Origin of the sequence: Pseudonocardia yunnanensis (assembly GCF_039534065.1) — a bacterium.
GTDB classification, from domain to species: Bacteria; Actinomycetota; Actinomycetes; order Mycobacteriales; family Pseudonocardiaceae; genus Pseudonocardia; species Pseudonocardia yunnanensis.
On record NZ_BAAAUS010000002.1, the window covers coordinates 194,766 to 213,659 of the forward strand.

At 71.7% G+C, this 18,894-nt stretch carries 13 protein-coding genes; 12 read left to right on the forward strand and 1 reads right to left on the reverse strand.

All coding sequences use genetic code 11. From position 1 onward, the window contains the following. Positions 1 to 449 precede the first annotated feature (449 nt). From ABD743_RS04485 to ABD743_RS04530, 10 genes are all read left to right on the forward strand, one after another. Positions 450 to 2,060: an ABC transporter substrate-binding protein gene (locus ABD743_RS04485; protein WP_344719138.1), complete on the forward strand. Its 1,611-nt coding sequence runs from the start codon at positions 450 to 452 to the stop codon at positions 2,058 to 2,060. Next, the gene (locus tag ABD743_RS04490) at positions 2,057 to 3,070 is read left to right on the forward strand and encodes an ABC transporter permease (protein WP_344719140.1); all 1,014 of its coding nucleotides are present in this window, start codon (positions 2,057 to 2,059) and stop codon (positions 3,068 to 3,070) included. The genes ABD743_RS04485 and ABD743_RS04490 overlap by 4 nt, the downstream gene beginning before the upstream one ends. After that, positions 3,057 to 3,932, forward strand: coding sequence for an ABC transporter permease (locus ABD743_RS04495; RefSeq protein WP_344719141.1), 876 nt, complete (start codon positions 3,057 to 3,059; stop codon positions 3,930 to 3,932). Before ABD743_RS04490 ends, ABD743_RS04495 begins: the two co-directional genes overlap by 14 nt. Continuing rightward, entirely contained in the window at positions 3,929 to 4,993 is a 1,065-nt protein-coding gene (locus tag ABD743_RS04500; protein WP_344719143.1) for an ABC transporter ATP-binding protein, read from the forward strand. The genes ABD743_RS04495 and ABD743_RS04500 overlap by 4 nt, the downstream gene beginning before the upstream one ends. Next, positions 4,990 to 6,012: an ABC transporter ATP-binding protein gene (locus tag ABD743_RS04505; RefSeq protein WP_344719145.1), complete on the forward strand. Its 1,023-nt coding sequence runs from the start codon at positions 4,990 to 4,992 to the stop codon at positions 6,010 to 6,012. The genes ABD743_RS04500 and ABD743_RS04505 overlap by 4 nt, the downstream gene beginning before the upstream one ends. A 15-nt stretch (positions 6,013 to 6,027) precedes the next feature. Continuing rightward, positions 6,028 to 7,266 (forward strand): acyl-CoA dehydrogenase family protein, encoded by a 1,239-nt coding sequence (locus ABD743_RS04510; protein ID WP_344719147.1) that lies wholly within the window; start codon positions 6,028 to 6,030, stop codon positions 7,264 to 7,266. A 102-nt stretch (positions 7,267 to 7,368) separates the two neighbouring features. Beyond that, positions 7,369 to 8,391: an alpha/beta hydrolase gene (locus ABD743_RS04515; protein ID WP_344719149.1), complete on the forward strand. Its 1,023-nt coding sequence runs from the start codon at positions 7,369 to 7,371 to the stop codon at positions 8,389 to 8,391. A gap of 213 nt (positions 8,392 to 8,604) precedes the next feature. Next, positions 8,605 to 8,880, forward strand: coding sequence for a muconolactone Delta-isomerase family protein (locus ABD743_RS04520; protein WP_344719151.1), 276 nt, complete (start codon positions 8,605 to 8,607; stop codon positions 8,878 to 8,880). 78 nt (positions 8,881 to 8,958) lie between these two features. Next, a complete protein-coding gene (locus ABD743_RS04525; protein ID WP_344719153.1) occupies positions 8,959 to 10,593 on the forward strand; it encodes an ABC transporter substrate-binding protein in 1,635 nt (544 codons plus the stop codon). Positions 10,594 to 10,763: 170 nt separating this feature from the next. After that, on the forward strand, positions 10,764 to 12,407 hold the full coding sequence (locus ABD743_RS04530) for a GMC family oxidoreductase (RefSeq protein ID WP_344719155.1): 1,644 nt from the start codon (positions 10,764 to 10,766) through the stop codon (positions 12,405 to 12,407). Positions 12,408 to 12,413: 6 nt separating this feature from the next. Here ABD743_RS04530 and ABD743_RS04535 read toward each other — a convergent pair whose 3' ends face one another. Continuing rightward, complete coding sequence (locus ABD743_RS04535; RefSeq protein ID WP_344719157.1) at positions 12,414 to 16,103, reverse strand: SpoIIE family protein phosphatase; 3,690 nt, start codon at positions 16,101 to 16,103, stop codon at positions 12,414 to 12,416. Between the two features lie 181 nt (positions 16,104 to 16,284). Between ABD743_RS04535 and ABD743_RS04540 the strand changes: the two genes are divergently transcribed. Together ABD743_RS04540 and ABD743_RS04545 are read left to right on the forward strand one after the other, a co-directional pair. After that, positions 16,285 to 16,854: a hypothetical protein gene (locus ABD743_RS04540; protein ID WP_344719159.1), complete on the forward strand. Its 570-nt coding sequence runs from the start codon at positions 16,285 to 16,287 to the stop codon at positions 16,852 to 16,854. A gap of 151 nt (positions 16,855 to 17,005) precedes the next feature. After that, positions 17,006 to 18,892, forward strand: coding sequence for a chloride channel protein (locus ABD743_RS04545; RefSeq protein WP_344719161.1), 1,887 nt, complete (start codon positions 17,006 to 17,008; stop codon positions 18,890 to 18,892). Positions 18,893 to 18,894 lie beyond the last annotated feature (2 nt).

Here is an 18,894-nt window from a genome sequence, read left to right on the forward strand (position 1 = left end):
GTCGAGGCGCTCATCACCCATTCGGAACCAGTCTCACCAGCGGAGTGAAACGTCACAAGACTCCCGCTCCGGTTCGCCGACGTCGGCCGGGATCGGCAATGTGGACCGAGACAAATGACGTAGCCCGCCTCACCAGCGGTGGCGCGCCCTGTCGGCCCGCGAGCCCGAGGGCGTCGACCGGCCGAACTTTGTCTTTCGCCGAGTGAAAGCCGCCTGCACGAGATCCGGGTCCTCACCGGACGCTGTGTCGGATCTAGTGAGCCCGATCACCCCGACGTCGACGCCCCCACCCCCGCCGTACCCACTCCGACGCATCCACCTCGATCCAGCCGGCCCCGACCAGCCATCCCCGCAGCGATGCCGACGCATCCCGGCGGTGGCCTCCGACCCCGTGCCTCGCCGAGCGGCATCGGGCGGCGCCGACGCACGCAACGAAGCGGGAGGTCCCTGTGAGACCGAAGTTGCAGCGCTTGTCCCTCCTCCTCGCCGCACTCCTCGTCATGGCTGGATGCGGGGGTGGAGGCGGGACGGCGGGCGACACCGCGGCGCCGGCCGGCCCACCGCAGCGCGGCGGCGAGCTCACCGTGCTCGAGAGCTCGTCCTTCGCAGGCGGCTGGCCATCCGGGCTCGACCCCGCGACGAACACGACGGGCGGCGCGAACGTCTCGCAGATGAGCGCCATCTACGGCGGTCTGTTCCTCCTCACGGCGAACGAGGACGGATCCGATCCGCGCGTCGTGCCGAACCAGGCCGAGGGCTACGAGCTGCTCGACGAGGGGCGCACGGTCCGGATCACGCTCCGCGAAGGCCTCCGCTTCAGCGACGGCACCCCGTTCGACGCCCAGGCCGTGGTCTTCAACCTCCAGCGGGCCATGGCCTCGCCGTGCTCCTGCAAACCGACCTGGCCGCTCGCCGACGGCGGGATCACCGCGGAGGACGCACGCACCGTCGTGCTGAAGTTCACCCGCCCCTACGCCGCCGTGATCAACTCGTTCCCGGTGGCGAACACCAACTGGATCGCCTCTCCCACCGCGCTGCAGCAGATGGGCGAGGAGCAGTTCCGGATCACACCGGTGGGCGCGGGCCCGTTCACGGTGGTGTCGAACCAGCTCAGCTCGCTGCTGGTGCTGCAGCGCAACCCCACCTACTTCAAGCCCGACCGGCCCTACCTGGACAAGCTGACCTTCCAGTCCATCGGCGGCGACCAGCCCGCGTACCAGGCGCTGCTGGCCGGCCAGGCGCAGGCCTACGAGGGCCTCGGGACCACCCCGCTGCTCGAGCAGGCGCAGTCCGGCGGGCGGCTGAGCGTCACGGTCCAGCCCCCGACCTCGCCCTACGTGATCCAGCTCAACACGAAGACCGCCCCGTTCAACGATCAGCGGGCCCGCGAGGCCATCTACCGCGCCACGGACTTCGCGGCCATAGCCAAGGGCCTCTTCCAGGGGCTCTACCCCGTGAGCCAGTCGTTCACCGGGCCCGGCGGCCTCTTCCACACCGAGACCGTGGACGGCTACCCGGCATACGATCCCGAGCAGGCCAAGCAACTCGTGAGCCAGCTCGGCGGCCTGACCGTAGAACTCGGGACGCTGAACGGCTACGTGGCCCAGCAGGTGATGACGGCGCTGCAGACCCAGTGGCAGGCCGCGGGTATCACCGTCAACACCAAGACCTACGAGCTGTCCACTCTGGTCCAGCAGTTCAACTCGGGTCAGTGGCAGTCGATGCTGCAGACCGCGGGGGCGTGGGACCCGGCGTCCGGCGTCGGCGTGGGCTTCCGGTTCGCCTCGACCTCACCCTTCAGCGGCGTGGCCGACCCACAGCTCGACCAGTTGCTCGACGGGGCCGCGGCCACGGTCGACCCCGCCGAGCGGCAGCGGCTCTACAGCGAGGCCGGGAAGTACATCAGCGACAACGCCTACGCCCCGTTCGGGCTCGCGTTCGCGGCCGCGAACCTCGCCGTTCCCGGCGTGTACGGGCCCGGACTGACCACGAAGATCCCGCCGATCGTCGTCAATGCCGGAATTCTCTGGGACGAGGTCTGGCGGGTGCAGCAGCAATGACGGCATCCGTGATCGCAGGCCGGCACCGCGCAGGCGCAGGCTTCCTCACCTCGCCCGGGATGCGGCTGGTGGGCAAACGGCTGCTGCTGGCCGTGCCGATCGTGCTCGGGGTCAGCATCCTGACCTTCTGGGTGCTCAACCTGATCCCGGGCAGCGCGGCGCAGCAGCTCCTGGGTCCGGAGGCCACCCCGGAGCAGGTGCGGGCCCTGGAGATGGAGCTGGGCCTGGACCGGCCCGCGGTGCTGCGGTACCTGGACTGGCTCGGCGGGGCGGTCACCGGGGATCTCGGGCAGTCCCTGGTGAGCCGGCAGCCGGTGACCGGCCTGCTGGGCGAGCGGCTGGCCGTCAGCGGCGAGCTCGCGGCGCTCGCGTTCCTCATCTCGCTGGGGCTCGCGGTGCCCACCGCCCTGCTGGCCGCGTACCGCCCCAACCGGCTGTTCGACCGGCTCAGCATGGTCGTCAGCATCACGGGGCTCTCGGTGGCGAACTACGTGCTGGCGCTGCTGCTCGTGCTGATCTTCGCGGTGCAGATGGCGGTGTTCCCGGCGATCGGGTTCGTCCCGCTGTCGCAGGGCCTCGGGGAGAACCTGCAGTCCATGGCGCTGCCGGCGGTGGCCATCGCGTTCCCGCTGTACTGCTTCTACACGCGGTTCCTGCGCGGTGACCTCGTCGACCAGCTGCAGGGCGAGGACTACGTCACGACGGCACGGGCGAAGGGCATCGGGCCGTGGCAGGTGCTCGTGCGCCATGCGTTCCGCAACTCGGCGTTCGGGCTGATCACGGTGGTCGGCCTGAACCTCGGGACCCTCATCGGCGGGACGGTGATCGTCGAGCAGATCTTCGCCCTGCCGGGGATGGGGCAGCTGATGCTGCAGGCGATCAACACCCGCGACTTCGTCGTCGTACAGGCGTGCGTGGTGGTGTTCGCGGTGGCGGCCGTGCTGGCCAACCTGCTGGCCGACCTGCTCTACGCCGTACTCGACCCGAGGATCCGCTATGGCAGTCGTTGACGCCGGGCCCGCGCTCGTCGAACACGCGGAGACCCCAGCCGCCCGGACCCGGGGCTGGGTGGGCTCGCTCGGGTTGGTGCTGCCGGCCGCGGTCGTCGCGCTGATCGCGCTGGCCTGCTTCGTGGGCCCGCTCGTGCTGCCGGTGCCGCCGCCGATCGGGGGCAGCGTGCTGGAGTCCTACCTCCCGGCGTTCTCGCCGGGGCACCTGCTCGGCACCGACCCGAACGGCAACGACATCCTCTCCCGGATCCTGTCCGGGGGCCGCTCGTCGCTGATCGTGGCGGTGTCGGTGAACCTGCTCGGGCTGCTGGTCGGCGGCACGCTCGGCGCCCTGTCCGGATTCGTGGGCGGCGTGGTGGACACGGTGATCATGCGCGTGCTGGACGTGCTGATCGCGTTCCCGTCCCTGGTGCTCACCCTTGCGGTGGCGCAGAGCCTGGGTCCGAGCCAGACCAACACGATCCTGGCGCTGGCGTTCTTCAGCATCCCGGCGTTCGCGCGGATCTCCCGGGCAGCGACGCTGAGGCTGCGGGAGCTGCCGTTCATGGCGTCCGCCGTGCTCTGCGGCACGCCGGGATGGCGGATCCTGCTGCGGCACGTGGCCCCGAACATCGCCCCGCAGCTGATCACGTTCGGGATGCTCGGGATGGGAATCGTGATCGTGATCGAGGGGGCGCTGAGCTTCCTCGGGCTGGGCATTCCACCGCCCGCACCGAGCTGGGGGAACATGATCTCGCAGGGTCAGCAGAGCATCTCCGCGACGCCGATGCTGGTCGTCTGGCCCTCGGCGGTCCTGTTCGTCACTGTGCTGGCGTTCAACCTGCTCGGTGAGAACCTCCGCGCGCGATGGAGCGGCCGATGAGCCTCACGGATGACGACGTCCTCGCGGCGGGGCCCGGAGCGGGGCCGTCCCGTACCGGTCCCGCACCCGACGGTGAGCCGCTGCTGGAGGTGCAGGACCTGCGGGTGCGCTTCTCCCGCGCCGGGCGCCACGTGCACGCCGTCAACGGCCTGTCCTACCGGCTCGCTCCCGGCCGGATGCTCGCGATCATCGGGGAGTCCGGGTCCGGGAAGAGCGTCAGCTCGCGTGCGCTCATGGGCCTGCTGCCCTCGACCGCGGCCGTCACCGGCTCCGCGCGGTTCGCCGGCACCGAGCTCGTCGGGATGCCGGAGGCGCAGATGCGACGGCGGCGGGGCGCCGACATCGCCATGGTGTTCCAGGACCCCGCCCGCTCACTCAACCCCACGATGCGGATCGGCACGCAGGTCGTCGAGGCGGTGCGGGCGCATTCCGACATGGACCGCCACGCCGCCCGGCGGCGGGCCGTCGAGCTGCTGTCACTGGTGCGGCTGCCCGTGCCGGAACAACGGTTCGCCGAGTACCCGCACCAGCTCTCGGGCGGCATGCGGCAGCGGGTGATGATCGCGATCGCACTCGCGGGCGAACCCCGGCTGCTCATCGCCGACGAGGCGACCACGGCGCTCGACGTGACCACGCAGGCGCAGATCATGGAGCTGCTCGTCGAGCTGCAGCACCGGCTCGGCATGGCAGTGATCATGATCAGCCACGACCTCGGGCTGGCCGCGAGCTACGCCCAGGACGTCCTCGTGATGTACGCGGGTCGGGGCGTCGAGCACGCCTCGGCGGAGACGCTCTTCTCCCACGTCCGGATGCCCTACACCCGCGCGCTGCTGGGGGCGATCCCACTGCTGGAGCGGGAGTCGCACGCACTGCTGCCGGTGGTGCCCGGCCAGCCGCCCGACCTGTCGGCGCTCCCGGCCGGCTGTCCGTTCGCACCGCGCTGCGAGTTCGCCGACGAGGAGTGCGGCGAGGACCCACCGTTCACCGAGCACGACCCGGGACACCGGTGGGCGTGCTGGCACCCGGTACCCGACCCTGCGCCGAGAGGAGACCGGTCATGACCGCACTCGACGAGCGTCCGGCCCAAGGAGAGCCGCTGCTGAGCGCCCGGGGGATCGTGCAGCAGTTCCCGGTACGCGGCGCGGGAGGCGTCAAGGGCGGCGTCGTGCACGCCGTGTCGGACGTGTCGTTCGAGGTGCGGGCGGGCGAGACGCTCGGCGTGGTGGGGGAGACCGGCTCCGGCAAGTCAACGCTCGCCCGGTCGGTCATCCAGGCGCCCCGCCCCCAGTCCGGGGAGGTGCATTTCCGCGGGACCGATCTGATGCGGCTGCGCCGGCGTGACCTGGTGCAGGCCCGCCGGCACATGCAGATGGTCTTCCAGGACCCGTTCGGTTCGCTGAACCCGCGGTGGCGGGTGACGGATCTGGTCGAGGAGCCCCTCGTCGGCTACGGCGTGCGGGGGTCCGCGCAGCGGGAGGCCCGGGTCCGGGAGCTGCTCGACATGGTCGGGCTCGACCCGTCGGTGTACGGGAAGCGACGGCCGCACGAGCTGTCGGGCGGGCAGTGCCAGCGCGTGGCGATCGCCCGGGCCATCGCATTGCACCCGGCACTGGTGATCTGCGACGAAGCGGTGTCCTCGCTCGACGTGCTGATCCAGGCACAGGTGCTCAACCTGTTCGAGCGGCTGCGCACCGAGCTGGGACTGTCCTACCTGTTCATCTCCCACGACCTGGCGCTGGTCAAGCAGGTGAGCGACCGGGTGGCGGTGATGCACCTCGGGCAGCTCGCCGAGGTCGGGCCCGCGGACGAGCTGTACCGGCGACCGCTGCACCCCTACACGGCGGCGCTCCTCGACTCGATCCCCGGCCTCGACCCCGAGACCGGACGTGCCCGCCGTCCCCGTCCGCTGGAGGGGGAGGCGCCCTCTCCGCTCAACCCGCCCAGCGGCTGCCGGTTCCGCACGCGCTGCCCGCTGGCCCAGGCGCGGTGCGCCGAGGAGGAGCCGGTGTTGCGCGAGCACACCCCCGACCACCAGGTCGCCTGCCACTTCCCGCTCGACGCCGCCACGCGGGCCTCCTGATCGCAGAGGAGCACCATGTCCAGCACGACCGCTCTCACCCCGCCCACCGGTGTCGACCCGACGCCGGCATCGCTGATCCAGCGCGTCGTCGAACTGCGTCCCGCCCTGGTCGCCGCACAGGCCGAGGTCGAGGAACGCACGTACTACTCGCAGGAGATGCACGAGGTCTTCCGGGAGGCGGGCCTCTACCGCGTGATGCAGCCACGGCGCTACGGCGGCCTGGAATGCGACTACATCACCTTCACCCGGCTGCAGATCGAGATGGCCCGCGGATGCGTCTCCACGGCGTGGTGCTGGGCGCTGGCCTCCAGCCACGCCGTGCAGATCGCCTCGTACTTCCCGGAGGCGGCGCAGGAGGCCGTCTTCGGTGACGGCGACTTCCGGTGCGCGTCGGTGGCGGCGCCCGATGCCACGGCCGTGCGGCTGGAGTCGGGGTGGCGGTTGGACGGAACCGTCCGCTACTGCTCGGGGATCCCGTACTCCACGCACTTCATGGGCCAGGCACTCATCGCGGGACTGCCGCCTGCCGAGGCGGCCGAGCGGATGCTGCTCTATGTCGCGCCGCGCAGCGAGTGGACCATGCTCGACGACTGGGGCTCCAGCACGGGGCTACGCGGCAGCGGGTCACACAGCATCCGGCTGGACGACGCCCGGATCCCGGCGGAGTTCGTGCTCGAGAACACGAACATGATCAGCGTCGACGTCTCCGGCGGGACCTCAGGCCTCGCCCTGCACGGCAACCCGATGTACACCGGGCGGGCGCTCGCGCCGTTCACGATGTCGGTGGCCGCGCAGATGATCGGCGCAGGCTACAACGCGCTCGACGAGTTCGAGCACCAGATGCGCACCCGCAAGACCAGCATGCCCCCGATGGTTCCCCGCCTGACCGACCCGGACCACCAGCGCTGGTACGGCGGCGCGCTGGGGAAGCTCGCGACGGCCGAGGCGGCGGTGCTGCGCTGCGCGGAGGAGCACATGGAGCTGTGCGAGCGCACCGCGGCGGGCGGCAAGCCCTACGGCGAGGAGGAGGAGCAGCGGCTCGGGGTCATCGCGCGCGAGGCGATCGTGCAGGTGTGGGAGGCGGTCGACCAGCAGCTGTTCCGCAACGTCGGATCGAGCGCGATGAACGCCGGCCAGCGCTTCGAGCGGCTCTACCGCGACATGGCGATGATCGCGAGCCACCGCAACACCGGCTTCCGCGACCTGATGTTCCGCCGGCTCGCCCAGCTGCACCTCGGGGTCGAGGCCACCTGAGACGGAGCGAGCGGTGAGCGAGCTTGCGAGCGAAGCAATGTCACAGCGCCTGCGCACGGTGACGTCGTCTGATGGGCCGGCCGAGCCCAGCGAGGCCGAGCGATGACCACCACGCCAGCGGGCTCGGGCCGGGTGGCGGCGGCACCGGACGGCGAGCTCGTGACGTCCCGGCGCGGGTTCTTCTGGGTGGGGACGGAGCGGGTGCAACACCCGGCGGGCCTCGTGCCGCGTGGGCCGATGTTCGTCGCCTGGGAGGCGCCGGAGCACGTGACAAGGCCGTACCCGCTGGTGCTGGTGCACGGCGGTGGCGGCCAGGGCACCGACTGGATGGGCACCCCCGACGGGCGCAGCGGCTGGTCGACCATGCTGGTTCGCAGCGGCCATGTGGTGTACCTCGTGGACCGTCCGGGCCACGGCCGCTCGCCCTACCACCCCGACGTGCTCGGGGCGATGGGCCCGCCGTTCTCCTACGAGCGGGCGAAGGAGATCTTCGCCCCGGACTCCCACAAGAACCTGCACACGCAGTGGCCGGGCAGCCGGGACGTCGACGACCCGCTGTTCGACCAGGTCCTCGCCCCGACCGGGCCGATGCCGGCCGACATGGCGGCCGCCCATCGGCTCGACGCCGATCGTCTCGTGCAGCTGCTCGAACGCGTCGGGCCCGCGGTGCTCGTCACGCACTCCGCGGGCGCGCCCGGCGGGTGGCTGGCCGCCGACGCGCGTCCCGACCTGGTGGTCGCGCTGCTCGCGCTGGAACCGATCGGGCCGCCGTTCCTGAGGCTCCCGGACGGCGGGTCGTTGCTGCCCTGGGGCCTCACCGCCGCGCCGCCGGCCTTCGACCCACCCGCCGCCGACCCGTCCGAACTCGCCGCGGGGTCCCACCGGCTCCCCGGACTCGCCCACGTCCCCATCGGCGTGTTCTCGGCCGGCGCCTCGCCGTTCGACGCCTTCGCAGGCGACGTCGCGGAGTTCCTCCGCACCACTGGCTGCCGAGCGGAGTGGGTGCGCCTCGCCGACCACGGCGTCCACGGAAACGGGCACGCCGTGATGTTCGAGCGCAACTCCGCGGAGGCGCTCGCGGTGCTCGTGCGGTGGCTGGACGAGGTGATCACGCAGCAGCGATGATCGTCCCCGTCGCGCCCGGACCGGGACATCCGACGTACGGCGTCCGGCACCGCCGGCCGGACGGATGAGGTCATCGGCACGGTTCGGCGCGGCTGCCACCGCCCTAGCGTGAGTTCCGGCCCCTGCGGCCGCCGTTCCCCGAGGAGTTCCAGTGAGGCACGTACAGATCGGCCGGTACCCGGCAGCGTGGTCGGCTCCTGTAGGAGGAGCGTGATGGAGTTCCTCGTACACGCCCGCAACCAGTTGCCGCGGGACTTCCCCGCCGAACGCCGCGCCGAGATGCGCACGCTCGAACGTGCCGTCGCGGGCAGGTGGCGCACCGAGGGGATGTTGCAGCGGCTGTGGCGGGTGCCCGGACGGACCGACTGGGTCGGGCTCTTCACCGCCGACGACGCCACCGTCCTGCACGACGCGCTCACGACACTCCCGATGTGGCCGTGGCTCGAGATCACCGTGCAACCGCTGGCGACCCACCCACAGGAACGGTGATCACCCGCCCGAGCCTGACGCGGCGACGGTCTCGGGCACCGACATCGATCCGGCCGACGAGCTCGACGAGGAGATCGTGTGACCACCACCGAGACCCGCCGACCCCGCACCCGTCTGCTGGCGGCGCTCGCGGCGGCGCTGTCCGCACTGGTACTCGCCGCGTGCGGCGCCGCGCCGGGCGTCGACACAGCGGCCGCCACCGGCGGGATCCGCACCGTCAACCCGTACGGGGGTGACCCCGCCACGGAGGGGACCCCGAAGCGTGGCGGGGTGCTGATCATGGGCACCGACCGCGAGGTCGTCGGGTTCGACCCGACCGTGCAGAACACCAACCAGGCTGCGCTCGCGGTCTACGACTCGCTGATGAAGCTCAAGCCCGACGGCTCGGCCGAGCCGTACATGGCGAAGTCGATGGACAGCACGGACGGCGGGCAGACCTGGCGGATGGGCCTGCGGGAGGGCGTGACCTTCTCCGACGGCACGCCGCTGGACGCGCAGGCCGTGATCGTCAACGTGCAGCGGCACATCGACAAGGCGTCCTCCCCGGGACACCGGTTCACGGAGCCGATCGAGTCGATGACCGCCGTCGACCCGCTCACCGTGGAGTTCCGGCTGAAGTCGCCGTTCGGGCTGTTCCCGACGGCCTTCGCGGGCAGCTTCACCACCGGCAGCCTCGGCCAGATCATCTCGCCTGCCGCGCTGCAGAAGTACGGCGACCAGATCGCGAACAACCCCGTCGGCGCGGGCCCGTTCGTGCTCGGCAACTGGACGCGCGACTCCCGGATGGAGCTGACGCGCAACCCGAACTACTGGCAGGAGGGCATGCCCTACCTGGACGGGCTGCAGTTCCGGCCGCTGCCCGACACCGAGAGCCGGTACGCGTCACTGGAGAACGGGGACGTCGACCTGATCTTCGGCGGCTACCACACCGAGCTGCTGCGCGGGTCGGAGAACCCGAACCTGACCGTCTACTACGGATCCGGGCACGGCGCGGAGTGGCTCTACTTCAACCACGAGAAGCCGCCGTTCAACGACCACCGGATGCGCGAGGCCCTGGTGCGTGGGATCGACACCCAGGCGCTCGCGGCCACCCAGTACCGCGGGCGGATGGAACCGGCGCACGGATACTTCGGCGACAACAGCGAATATCAGACGCCGGAGGCGGCCGCCGCGTACCCGTCCTACGACCCCGAGCGTGCGAAGCAGCTCGTGGCCGAGTACGTGGCCGAGGGCGGGAGCACGACGGTGGTCTACAAGACGACCAACGCCCCGAACCGCATGGCGTTCGCCGAGTTCCTGCAGGCGCAGATGGCCGCCATCGGGATCACCGTGCAGCCGCAGTTCTTCGACCTGGCCCAGTACTCCTCGAGCGTCGTGCAGAGCCGCGACTTCCAGCTGGCCGGCACTGTCGGCGGGCCGGTGGACTCGCCGTACCCGGCGGCGCAGAACGTCCTGCGGACCGGTGGCAACCAGAACTACGGCGGCTACACCAACCCCGAGGTGGACGCACTGCTCGACAGGGCCGCCGCCACCACCGACGACGCCGAGCGCACGCGCCTCTACCAGCAGGTGCAGCTGGTGACCAACCAGGACATCTCGATGGCCTACACCAGCCGCGGCTATCTCTCGACGATCGCGAAGCCCGAGGTGAAGGGCGTCGTGCGGTACCTGACCCGTGACATGTTCTTCGGCACCACCTGGCTGGACCGCTGACGGGGAGAGCCGCCCGAAGGGCGCAATTTCCGCAGAAGTCCGGCAGGTATCCCGAATAGCGCGAATCGGAGCGCAAGAACAGCGAAAATCGAGACAGTCCTCGACCGAGAGTCGTGCGTTATTCTGCTGCCCCGGGCTTAGGCTCGGGGCGGCGCTCTCGTGCGAAGGACATGATGCCCAGGACGGTTCGGACAAGCCTCCGCGATACACGCGATTTTATTCCCCGGCTGAATACAGGACCGATGACCCGGCGCAATCTGCTCAAGCTGTTCGGTGTCTCGGCAGGGGCGTTCGGCGTCGGTTCTCACATTCGCGGTGGCGCGAGCCGCCCGCTCGCGTACGACTACGTCATCGTCGGCGCGGGCTCGGCGGGCTGCACCCTGGCCGCGCGGCTTCTCGCGGACTCGCGGGCCAGCGTCCTGCTGATCGAGGCGGGCGGCTCCAACAACCGGCCGGACGTGCGGGACTTCACGAGGTCGGAGAGCCTGACGGCGCCGGGCGCCACCACCGACTGGCCGTTCGAGTCGGAGCCGCAGCCTGCGCTGCTGGGCAGGCGGCAGTCGTTCGCATGCGGCAGGCTGGAGGGCGGCAGCAGTTCGGTCAACGGGATGGTCTGGGTACGCGGCAACCCCGCCGACTACGACGGCTGGGCCGCGGGCGGCTGCCCGGGCTGGGAGTACCACAGCGTGCTCCCGTCGCTCGCGGCACTGACGGGCCCGATCCGCCCGTCGAGTGAGCTGCCGAGGCGCAACGCCCTGTCCCATGTCGCCGTGGAAGCGGCCGTCGATGCCGGTTATCCGTTCAACGCGGACTACAACGGCAAGAGCCAGTTCGGGGTCGCCTACACGCAGCTCAACGTGGTGGACGGGATTCGGCAGGACGCGTTCTCCACGTTCGTGGCGCCGTACCTGACCGATCCGCGTCTGACGGTGATGACGGACGCACTCGTCACGCGCCTCGAGTTCGACCGCGGGAAGACGATCGAGCGTGTCGTCATCGACGCGGGCGGCCACGAGATCGCCGTCACCGCGAACCGGGAGGTGATCGTCAGCGCCGGGTCGATCAACACGGCCCACCTGCTGCAGCTCTCCGGCATCGGCGCGGCGGCCGATCTGGAGCCGCTCGGCATCGCGGTCGTCGAGGATCTGCCGGGTGTCGGCCAGAACCTGCACGATCACCTGATCTCTGTGGTCTCGAAGAGGCTCCGCACCCCCGAGCCGCCCAGCCACGTCACGGCGATGGACGTCAACGTGTTCACCGGCAAAGGCAGAGTGCCGGGCGCACCCCGGTTCCAGTTCCAGGTCTACTACACGCGCTCGGCACGGGTCCCGTATCCGCCCGAGTCACTGCCGATCGGCGTGATGAACCTGCATCCCACGAGCCGCGGCTACGTCCGGTTGCGGTCGGCGGATCCACGGATGCCGCCGATCATCCAACCCAACTTCCTGCAGACGTCCGAGGATTTCGACACGGCGCTGGAGGGCTACGAGCTGGCGCGCGAGCTGATGAACGCGAAGGCACTGCGCGACCGGGTGGTCGACGACGGTGCAGTGCCCCCAGCGGACCTCAGGACGAAGCAGCAGGTGGTGGCGGCCATGCGGACGTACTCCGAGTCCAACTACCACGCGGTCGGCACCTGCCGCATGGGCACGGACGCCCTCGCGGTGGTCGATCCGCAGCTGCGCGTGCGTGGTGTGACGGGCCTGCGCCTGGCGAGCGCCGCGATCATGCCGGCCATCACGTCGGGCAACACGAACGCTCCGTCGATGATGATCGGCGACCGCTGCGGCCGTCTGATCCTGGGCCACGGCTGACGCGGCTCACGACGCGGGCGGCGCCGCCGTGACCACGGGCAGTGCGTCGGCGAGCCCGGTGAGCTCCAGCACCCGGGCGGGCGCCGACCCGGGAGCCACGACGATCGAGAGCGCCTTACCGGCGATCGCGGTGGCCTCGGCGAGCAGTGCGACGCCCGCGCTGCTGAGGTATCCGACGCCTGTGAGGTCGACGATGAGCGGGCCCGCGAGCCCAGCGGCCACGGACAGGGCCTCCCCGACCGTCTTCCGGCCGGCCAGGTCGACATCTCCGAGAACGGCGAGCACCCGCTCCCCGTCCGGGCCGTGCCGCTCCTCGACGCTCGCCGGCTCAGGAGCCCGGGTGGTGGAGAGCGCCGGGCGCCGGAGGGGGCCAGGTGCGGCCGACGGCGGCGGCGCGGGCAACCGGAAGCTCACGTGGGTGCCGCTGTTCCCCCGGTCGATCACGAACTCCTCGACGAGCCCGTCGATGACCCGCAGGCCGTGCCCGCGATGGCCGTTGTCGGCGGGGACCGGTCGCCAGCGGCCCTGGTCGTGCACGTGCACCTCGACAGCGCCGTCGTCGGCGCGGGCCACGGTGTACTCGAAGTGGCCGCCGCCTTCCGGATAGGCGTGCTCGGCGGCGTTGGCGCCCGCCTCGCCGATCGCGAGCTCGAGGTCCTCGGTGGTCTCCTCGGCGAGACCGGCCGTGCAGGCCCACTCGCTCACCGAGCGGCGGAGCGGGCTCATGCTGGTGGCCGAGGCCGTCAGCCGCCTGTGCAGCGGCGCCGGGATGGCCCGCACCACGAGCAGCGCGACGTCGTCGGCCGGGCCCTCCTCACCCAGCACGGCGTCGACCAGCCCCCGTGCCAGCTCGTCCGGGCCGTGGTCCGCGAGGCGTTCGGCGGCCTGCTGCAGCCGATCGAGCCCGGCGTCGACCACCTCGTCGCGGCGTTCGACGAGCCCGTCGGTGTAGAGGATGACCGAGGCGCCGGGCGCCACCATGGCGCTCCGCTCGCGGTACGGCGAGCGCCCGCGGACACCGAGCACCGCGCTGGCGCCGGTGTCGAGGAAGCGCGCGCCTGCGTTGTCGACGAGCAGCACGGGTGGATGCCCGGCCAATGCCCAGCGCAGCTCTCCAGTGGCCCAGTCGAACGTGAGGCAGGCGCAGGTGCTGCCGGCCGATCCCGGGACCCGCTCGGCGAACCGGTCCAGCCGCTCGAGGGCGGCGGCGGGGGAGTGCCCGTCGAGAAGCTGCGTGGCGAGCGCGCTGCGCAGCTGACCCATGACGGCCGCCGCGGCCGGCCCGTGGCCCACGACGTCGCCGACGACCAGCGCGACACGGGTGCCGTCGAGGGGAAGCATGTCGTACCAGTCGCCACCGGAGAGGGAGTGCTCGGCGGCGGGCATGTACTGCGCCGCGGCCGCCAGCCGGGCGAGCGCGGGCAGCTCGCGGGGGAGCAGGCTGCGCTGCAGCACGTCGGCGACCTCGTGCTCCGCCTGGTGCAGGCGGGCCCGGTCGAGCGCTTGTGCGCACTGCCCGGCGACGGTGAGCACGGCCCCGCGCTGCTCGCGAGGCATCTCGGGCACGGCGCCGTCCTTCGGGGCGAACCACAGCCCGACGGCGCCGATCGTCCGGTCCGACAACACCAAGGGGACGGCGATCGGGCTGCCGCTCCACTCCGCTACGCCCGTGCGGACGACCGTGGCGAGCGGGTCAGGGGCGTCCAGCGCCACCGCGGACGATCCGATCGCCTCGGGCCCGCGCCCGGCGATCGGTACCAGGTGTGCCCCCTCGTGCAGCAGAAGGACCGCCGACTCGGCTCCGAGCCCGATCGCGTGGTCGAGCACCACGTCGGCGACCTCGGCGGGCCTGGTGGCCCCCGACAGCGCGGCAACGATCGAGCTCAGCTCCTCGGCGGCCCGCCTGGCCACCCGTTCGGCGTGCAGCAGGCCCGCGCGGTACAGGGCCTGGGCACATTGTTCGGCGAGGGACTCGGCGGTGGCCCGTTCGATGGCGCCGAGCACGCGTCCGGGTGGGATGGCGAGGGTCACGACACCGAGACAGTGTCCGGCTGTGGACAGGGGCAGACAGGCCAGCGCGTCGAAGCCGAACCGTCGCAGCTCCTCCCGCATGCCGGGGTCGTGGCCGGCCCATGCGGCATCCCCGTCCAGCCAGAGCGACCGGCCGCTGGTGGCGGCGCCGATCACCGGGCCGGCGGCGTCGGTGCCCGGCTCGCTCCACCTCTGGACGAGCTCCGGCGGCCAGTCCGCCACGGCGAGCGCCTCGAGGTCGCGGGCTCCGCGCACCTTCCACGCGGCCACCGAACGCCCGCCCACCAGCTGACTGAGCTGCTCGACGACGGCCGCCCCGACCTGCGCCGGAGTGGCCGCGGCGGAGAGGGCTGCGGTGGCCCGCTGCAGCAACTGCAACTGGCGGTTGGTCTCCTGCTCGCGCCGCAGCAGACGCTCGCGCTCCGCCTCGGCGCTGCGTCGCTCGGTGATGTCCCGCCCGATCGCCTGCAGCCGCCCGTCCGTCGCCGAGCGCATGCTCAGCTCCACGGGCACCGTGCCGCCGTCCTTGCGACGCATCTCCCACACCTCGGTGACCGAGGCGCCCGCATGCAGCTTGGCGACGAGCTCGTCGAGCCGCGGGACGTCCTCGGGACGGACGACGTCCGCCGCGCGGAGGGTGAGCAGCTCCTCACGGGAGTGGCCGAGCAGTGCGCAGGCGGCTTCGTTGACGTCGATGAAGTGCAGGGTGTTGTCGGCGAGCCAGATCGCGTCGCCTGCCCGCTCGACGATCAGCCGGAAGTGCTCCTCGCTCTCGCGCACCGCGCCGAGGGCGTGCGCGCGCTGCAGCGACTCCCAGCACCGGCCGACGACCGTGGTGAGCAGGGCGATCTCGGAGTCCGACCACAACCGCGGGGTCCGATGCTGCACGGCCACCGCGGCGACGAAGCGGCCCGCTTTCTGCAACGGCACCCAGATCACCGCGGTGAAGCCGGCGCGGTAGTAGGTCTGGCGCTGTTCTGGCAGCACCCGCGGATCGGTCTCCGCGTCGGCCAGCACGTACGGGACGCCCGCCCGCATGCACCGCAGTGCGTCCGCGCTGAAGTCCGACATGGCCATCCGGCCCGTCAGCTCGGGCAGCCCCCTGGCGTAGCTACCGGTGATCGTGAAGTGGTTCTCGTCGGGCTCGGTCTCGGCGTAGACGCTGCGGTCGACCTCCATGTGCTCGCCGAGGAGCCGCGCGACCGTCGCCATGATCTCGTCCGGATCCTCCAGCGGCTGCAGCGCGCGCTCGAGGCAGGCGAGGAAACGGTCGCGGGACCCGTCGCCGCGCGGTACCGCGGACTCGACGACGGGATCGATCGCGACGACCGAGCCGATGATCATCCCGTCCTCGACGAGGGGCTCGATCCGGCAGCGGACGTCGACGGTGGTGCCGTCCGGGCGGATGATCTGCTCGTCCGCCGAGTCTAGTGCGGTGCTGGCAGGCCGGAAAGGACAGCTTCGAACCTCGTGGCCCCCGGTCTCCTCGTGCATGACGGCGTGTAGGTCGGCACCGAGAAGTTCGGGCACGGACCTGCCGAGCAGCGCCGCCGCCGCCGGGTTGACCTCGCGGACGAGCCCCGACTCGTCCAGCGCGACGACCCCGATCGGCACGGCGTGCAGCACTGGGTCCGTGTGATGGCGCCGCCCGCTCAGCTGATCCACCGGGCGGATGGTACCGGCCGGGCAACGTCGTTCCGGCTCGTGAGGCGCCGGGCGGCAGGTGTCGGGACGCGATTCGCCCGTCCGTGCACGGCTCGCACCACGCCGCCGGACCTCATCCGCCGCGGGCGATGCGGCGCCGCGCGACGACGGGTCACGGTGGGCCGCGGGCGAGGGAGGGTTGATGGGCGAGGCAACGGGAGGTCGTGACGACCTGCGGGCCCGCTCGCCGATCGCGGCCTGGATCGTGCGGGCCGCCGCGCTGCACCGGAACCGGTGGTCCGACGAGCACGAGCTCGCCTACGCCATCCACGGCACCGTCGTCGGTGCGGCCGTGATGATGGCGGCGAGCCTGCACGGCACGCTCGGCGACATCCTGGTGGCGGTCCTGGTCACCCTGTTCGTCTACTGGGTGGCCGAGCGGTACGCCCACCTGCTCGCCGCCGGTGTGCGCGGGCAGCAGAAGGGGTGGCGGGCCACCCGCGCCGCCATCGCGCGTGAGCTGCGTGCGGGCTGGCCGATGGTCGAAGCTGCCTACCTGCCCCTGGTGGTCCTGATCGTGGTCGAACTGTTCACCGACCGGCTCGACGTCGCGGTGTACGCCTCACTCACGACGTCGACGGTGCTGCTCGTCGCACTCGGGCATCTCGCGGCCCGGCGGGCAGGAGCGAGCAGCTTCGGTGCGCTCGGGTGGGCCGCGGCCAGCGGCGTTCTCGGCCTCGTCACCGTGTGCTTGAAGCTGCTGCTGCACTGAAATCCGGCGTGGATTCATCGCCCTTTTCGTCCATTTCCTTCCGACAATCACGGAATGTGGCGATGTCCCGCCCATCCGGGGCGGCCTGGACGTAGTGATTGGCCTAACGCAATCGTTGCGGTGCTGCGACGAAATCGCAGACCATGGCCGGATGGAGCACGAGGCCAGAGCCCGGCGTGACCTACCGGCGGTCGTCCGGGGGAGAGCGACCCATCTCGGTGACTTCACGCTGAACCGCCGGGTGCTGGTGACCGCCGCGCTGGCCCTGCCCATCGGCGCGATCGGCGCGGTGGCGGCGTGGGTGCTCCAGATGCTGATCGGGCTGATCACGAACGTCGTCTTCTACCAGCGGGTGGAGACCACTCTGGTGGCTCCGGGGGCCGCGGCGCACCCGGCGATCCTGATCCTCGCCGCGCCCGTCGTCGGCGGTCTCGTGGTCGGTCTCATGGCGCGCTACGGCTCCGAGAAGATCCGCGGGCACGGCATGCCGGAGGCGATCGAGGCCATCGTCATGCGCCGCAGCCGGGTGGAGCCGCGGGTCGCGGTGCTCAAGCCCGTGTCGGCCGCGGTGAGCATCGGCACCGGCGGCCCGTTCGGCGCCGAGGGTCCGATCATCATGACCGGAGGGGCGCTCGGCTCGATCCTCGCCCAGCACCTGCACCTCACCGCCGACGAGCGCAAGGCGTTGATGGTCGGGGGCGCGGCCGCCGGGATGGCCGCCACGTTCAACGCCCCGATGGCCTCGGTCCTCCTGGCGGTGGAACTGCTGCTGTTCGAATGGCGGCCCCGCAGCTTCGTGCCTGTCGTGGCGGCCGTGGCCGTCGCGACGGTCGTGCGGGCGGCTTTGCTCGGAGGCGGTCCGATCTTCCCGGTCGACGCGCTGACGACGGCGCCGACGCCGCTGACCGACCTGCTCTGCGTCGCCGCCGGGGTGATCGGCGGTCTGCTGGCCGTGGCGCTGACCGCGCTGGTGTACCTGTCGGAGGACGCGTTCATGCGGCTGCCGATCCACTGGATGTGGTGGCCCGCGATCGGTGGCCTCGTGATCGGGATCGGCGGGCTGATCGAGCCACGGGCGCTCGGCGTCGGCTACGACGTGATCGACGAGTTGTTGACGGGCCGGGCGACGCTGTCGCTCATCGTCGGGATCCTCATCGTGAAGGCCCTGATCTGGGGCCTGTCGCTGGGCTCGGGGACGTCCGGCGGGGTGCTGGCGCCGATCTTCATGATCGGCGGGGCGATCGGCGCCCTGGAGGGTCAGCTCTTCCCGGACGTGGGGCCGGGGTTCTGGTCGGTGGTCGGGCTGGCCGCGGTCGTCGGCGGGGTGATGCGCTGCCCGCTGACCGGAGTGGTGTTCGCCCTCGAACTCACCCGGGACTGGCCCGCACTGTTGCCGTTGCTGATCGCCTCGGTGTCGGCCTATGCGGTGTCGGCGCTGATCCTGCGCCGCTCGGTGCTGACGGAGCGGATCGCCCGCCGTGGCTTCCACCTGTCCCGCGAGTACGACGTGGATCCGCTGGCGGTGCTGTTCATCGACGAGGTGATGCACGCGTCCCCGGCGACGTTGCGCTGCGAGGACCCGCTGCCGCTCGCCCCACCCGGGCTCGCCGCCGTGGTGCCCCGCCGCGCGTCGTGCGACCAGCCGGTGGGAGCGCGCGCTCCGCTGCAGCGGTTGTTCCCGGTGCTCGACGACGCGGGGCGGCTCGTGGGGGTGGCACCGCGGCAGTCACTCGTCACCTCGGCCCCCGGCGCGCACACGACGGGCGACGTGATGATCGGCACCCCGGTGGTCGTGCACGCCGACGACACGTTGCGCGAGGTCGCCTCACTGTTCGCGCAGACGGCCGTCAGCGCGGCACCCGTGGTCGCCCGGGACGACCCCGGTCGCCTCCTCGGCCTGGTCACCGTCGAACAGCTCCTGGACGGCCGGCTGCGCGACTTCGCCGAGGAACACCACAGGGAACGCTCACTGGGCCCGCGGAGCCGCCGTTCCCGTGAGGTGGTTGCAGGTGGCGCCGGTCGAGACGCCTCGCGCTAGGT

What these genes read in the sequence shown, in the direction of transcription:
- ABD743_RS04490 (WP_344719140.1), top strand. Translation starts at nt 2,057, where the DNA reads ATGACGGCATCCGTGATCGCAGGCCGGCACCGCGCAGGCGCAGGCTTC.
- ABD743_RS04495 (WP_344719141.1), top strand. Translation starts at nt 3,057, where the DNA reads ATGGCAGTCGTTGACGCCGGGCCCGCGCTCGTCGAACACGCGGAGACC.
- ABD743_RS04500 (WP_344719143.1), top strand. Translation starts at nt 3,929, where the DNA reads ATGAGCCTCACGGATGACGACGTCCTCGCGGCGGGGCCCGGAGCGGGG.
- ABD743_RS04505 (WP_344719145.1), top strand. Translation starts at nt 4,990, where the DNA reads ATGACCGCACTCGACGAGCGTCCGGCCCAAGGAGAGCCGCTGCTGAGC.
- ABD743_RS04510 (WP_344719147.1), top strand. Translation starts at nt 6,028, where the DNA reads ATGTCCAGCACGACCGCTCTCACCCCGCCCACCGGTGTCGACCCGACG.
- ABD743_RS04515 (WP_344719149.1), top strand. Translation starts at nt 7,369, where the DNA reads ATGACCACCACGCCAGCGGGCTCGGGCCGGGTGGCGGCGGCACCGGAC.
- ABD743_RS04520 (WP_344719151.1), top strand. Translation starts at nt 8,605, where the DNA reads ATGGAGTTCCTCGTACACGCCCGCAACCAGTTGCCGCGGGACTTCCCC.
- ABD743_RS04530 (WP_344719155.1), top strand. Translation starts at nt 10,764, where the DNA reads ATGATGCCCAGGACGGTTCGGACAAGCCTCCGCGATACACGCGATTTT.
- ABD743_RS04540 (WP_344719159.1), top strand. Translation starts at nt 16,285, where the DNA reads ATGGGCGAGGCAACGGGAGGTCGTGACGACCTGCGGGCCCGCTCGCCG.
- ABD743_RS04545 (WP_344719161.1), top strand. Translation starts at nt 17,006, where the DNA reads ATGGAGCACGAGGCCAGAGCCCGGCGTGACCTACCGGCGGTCGTCCGG.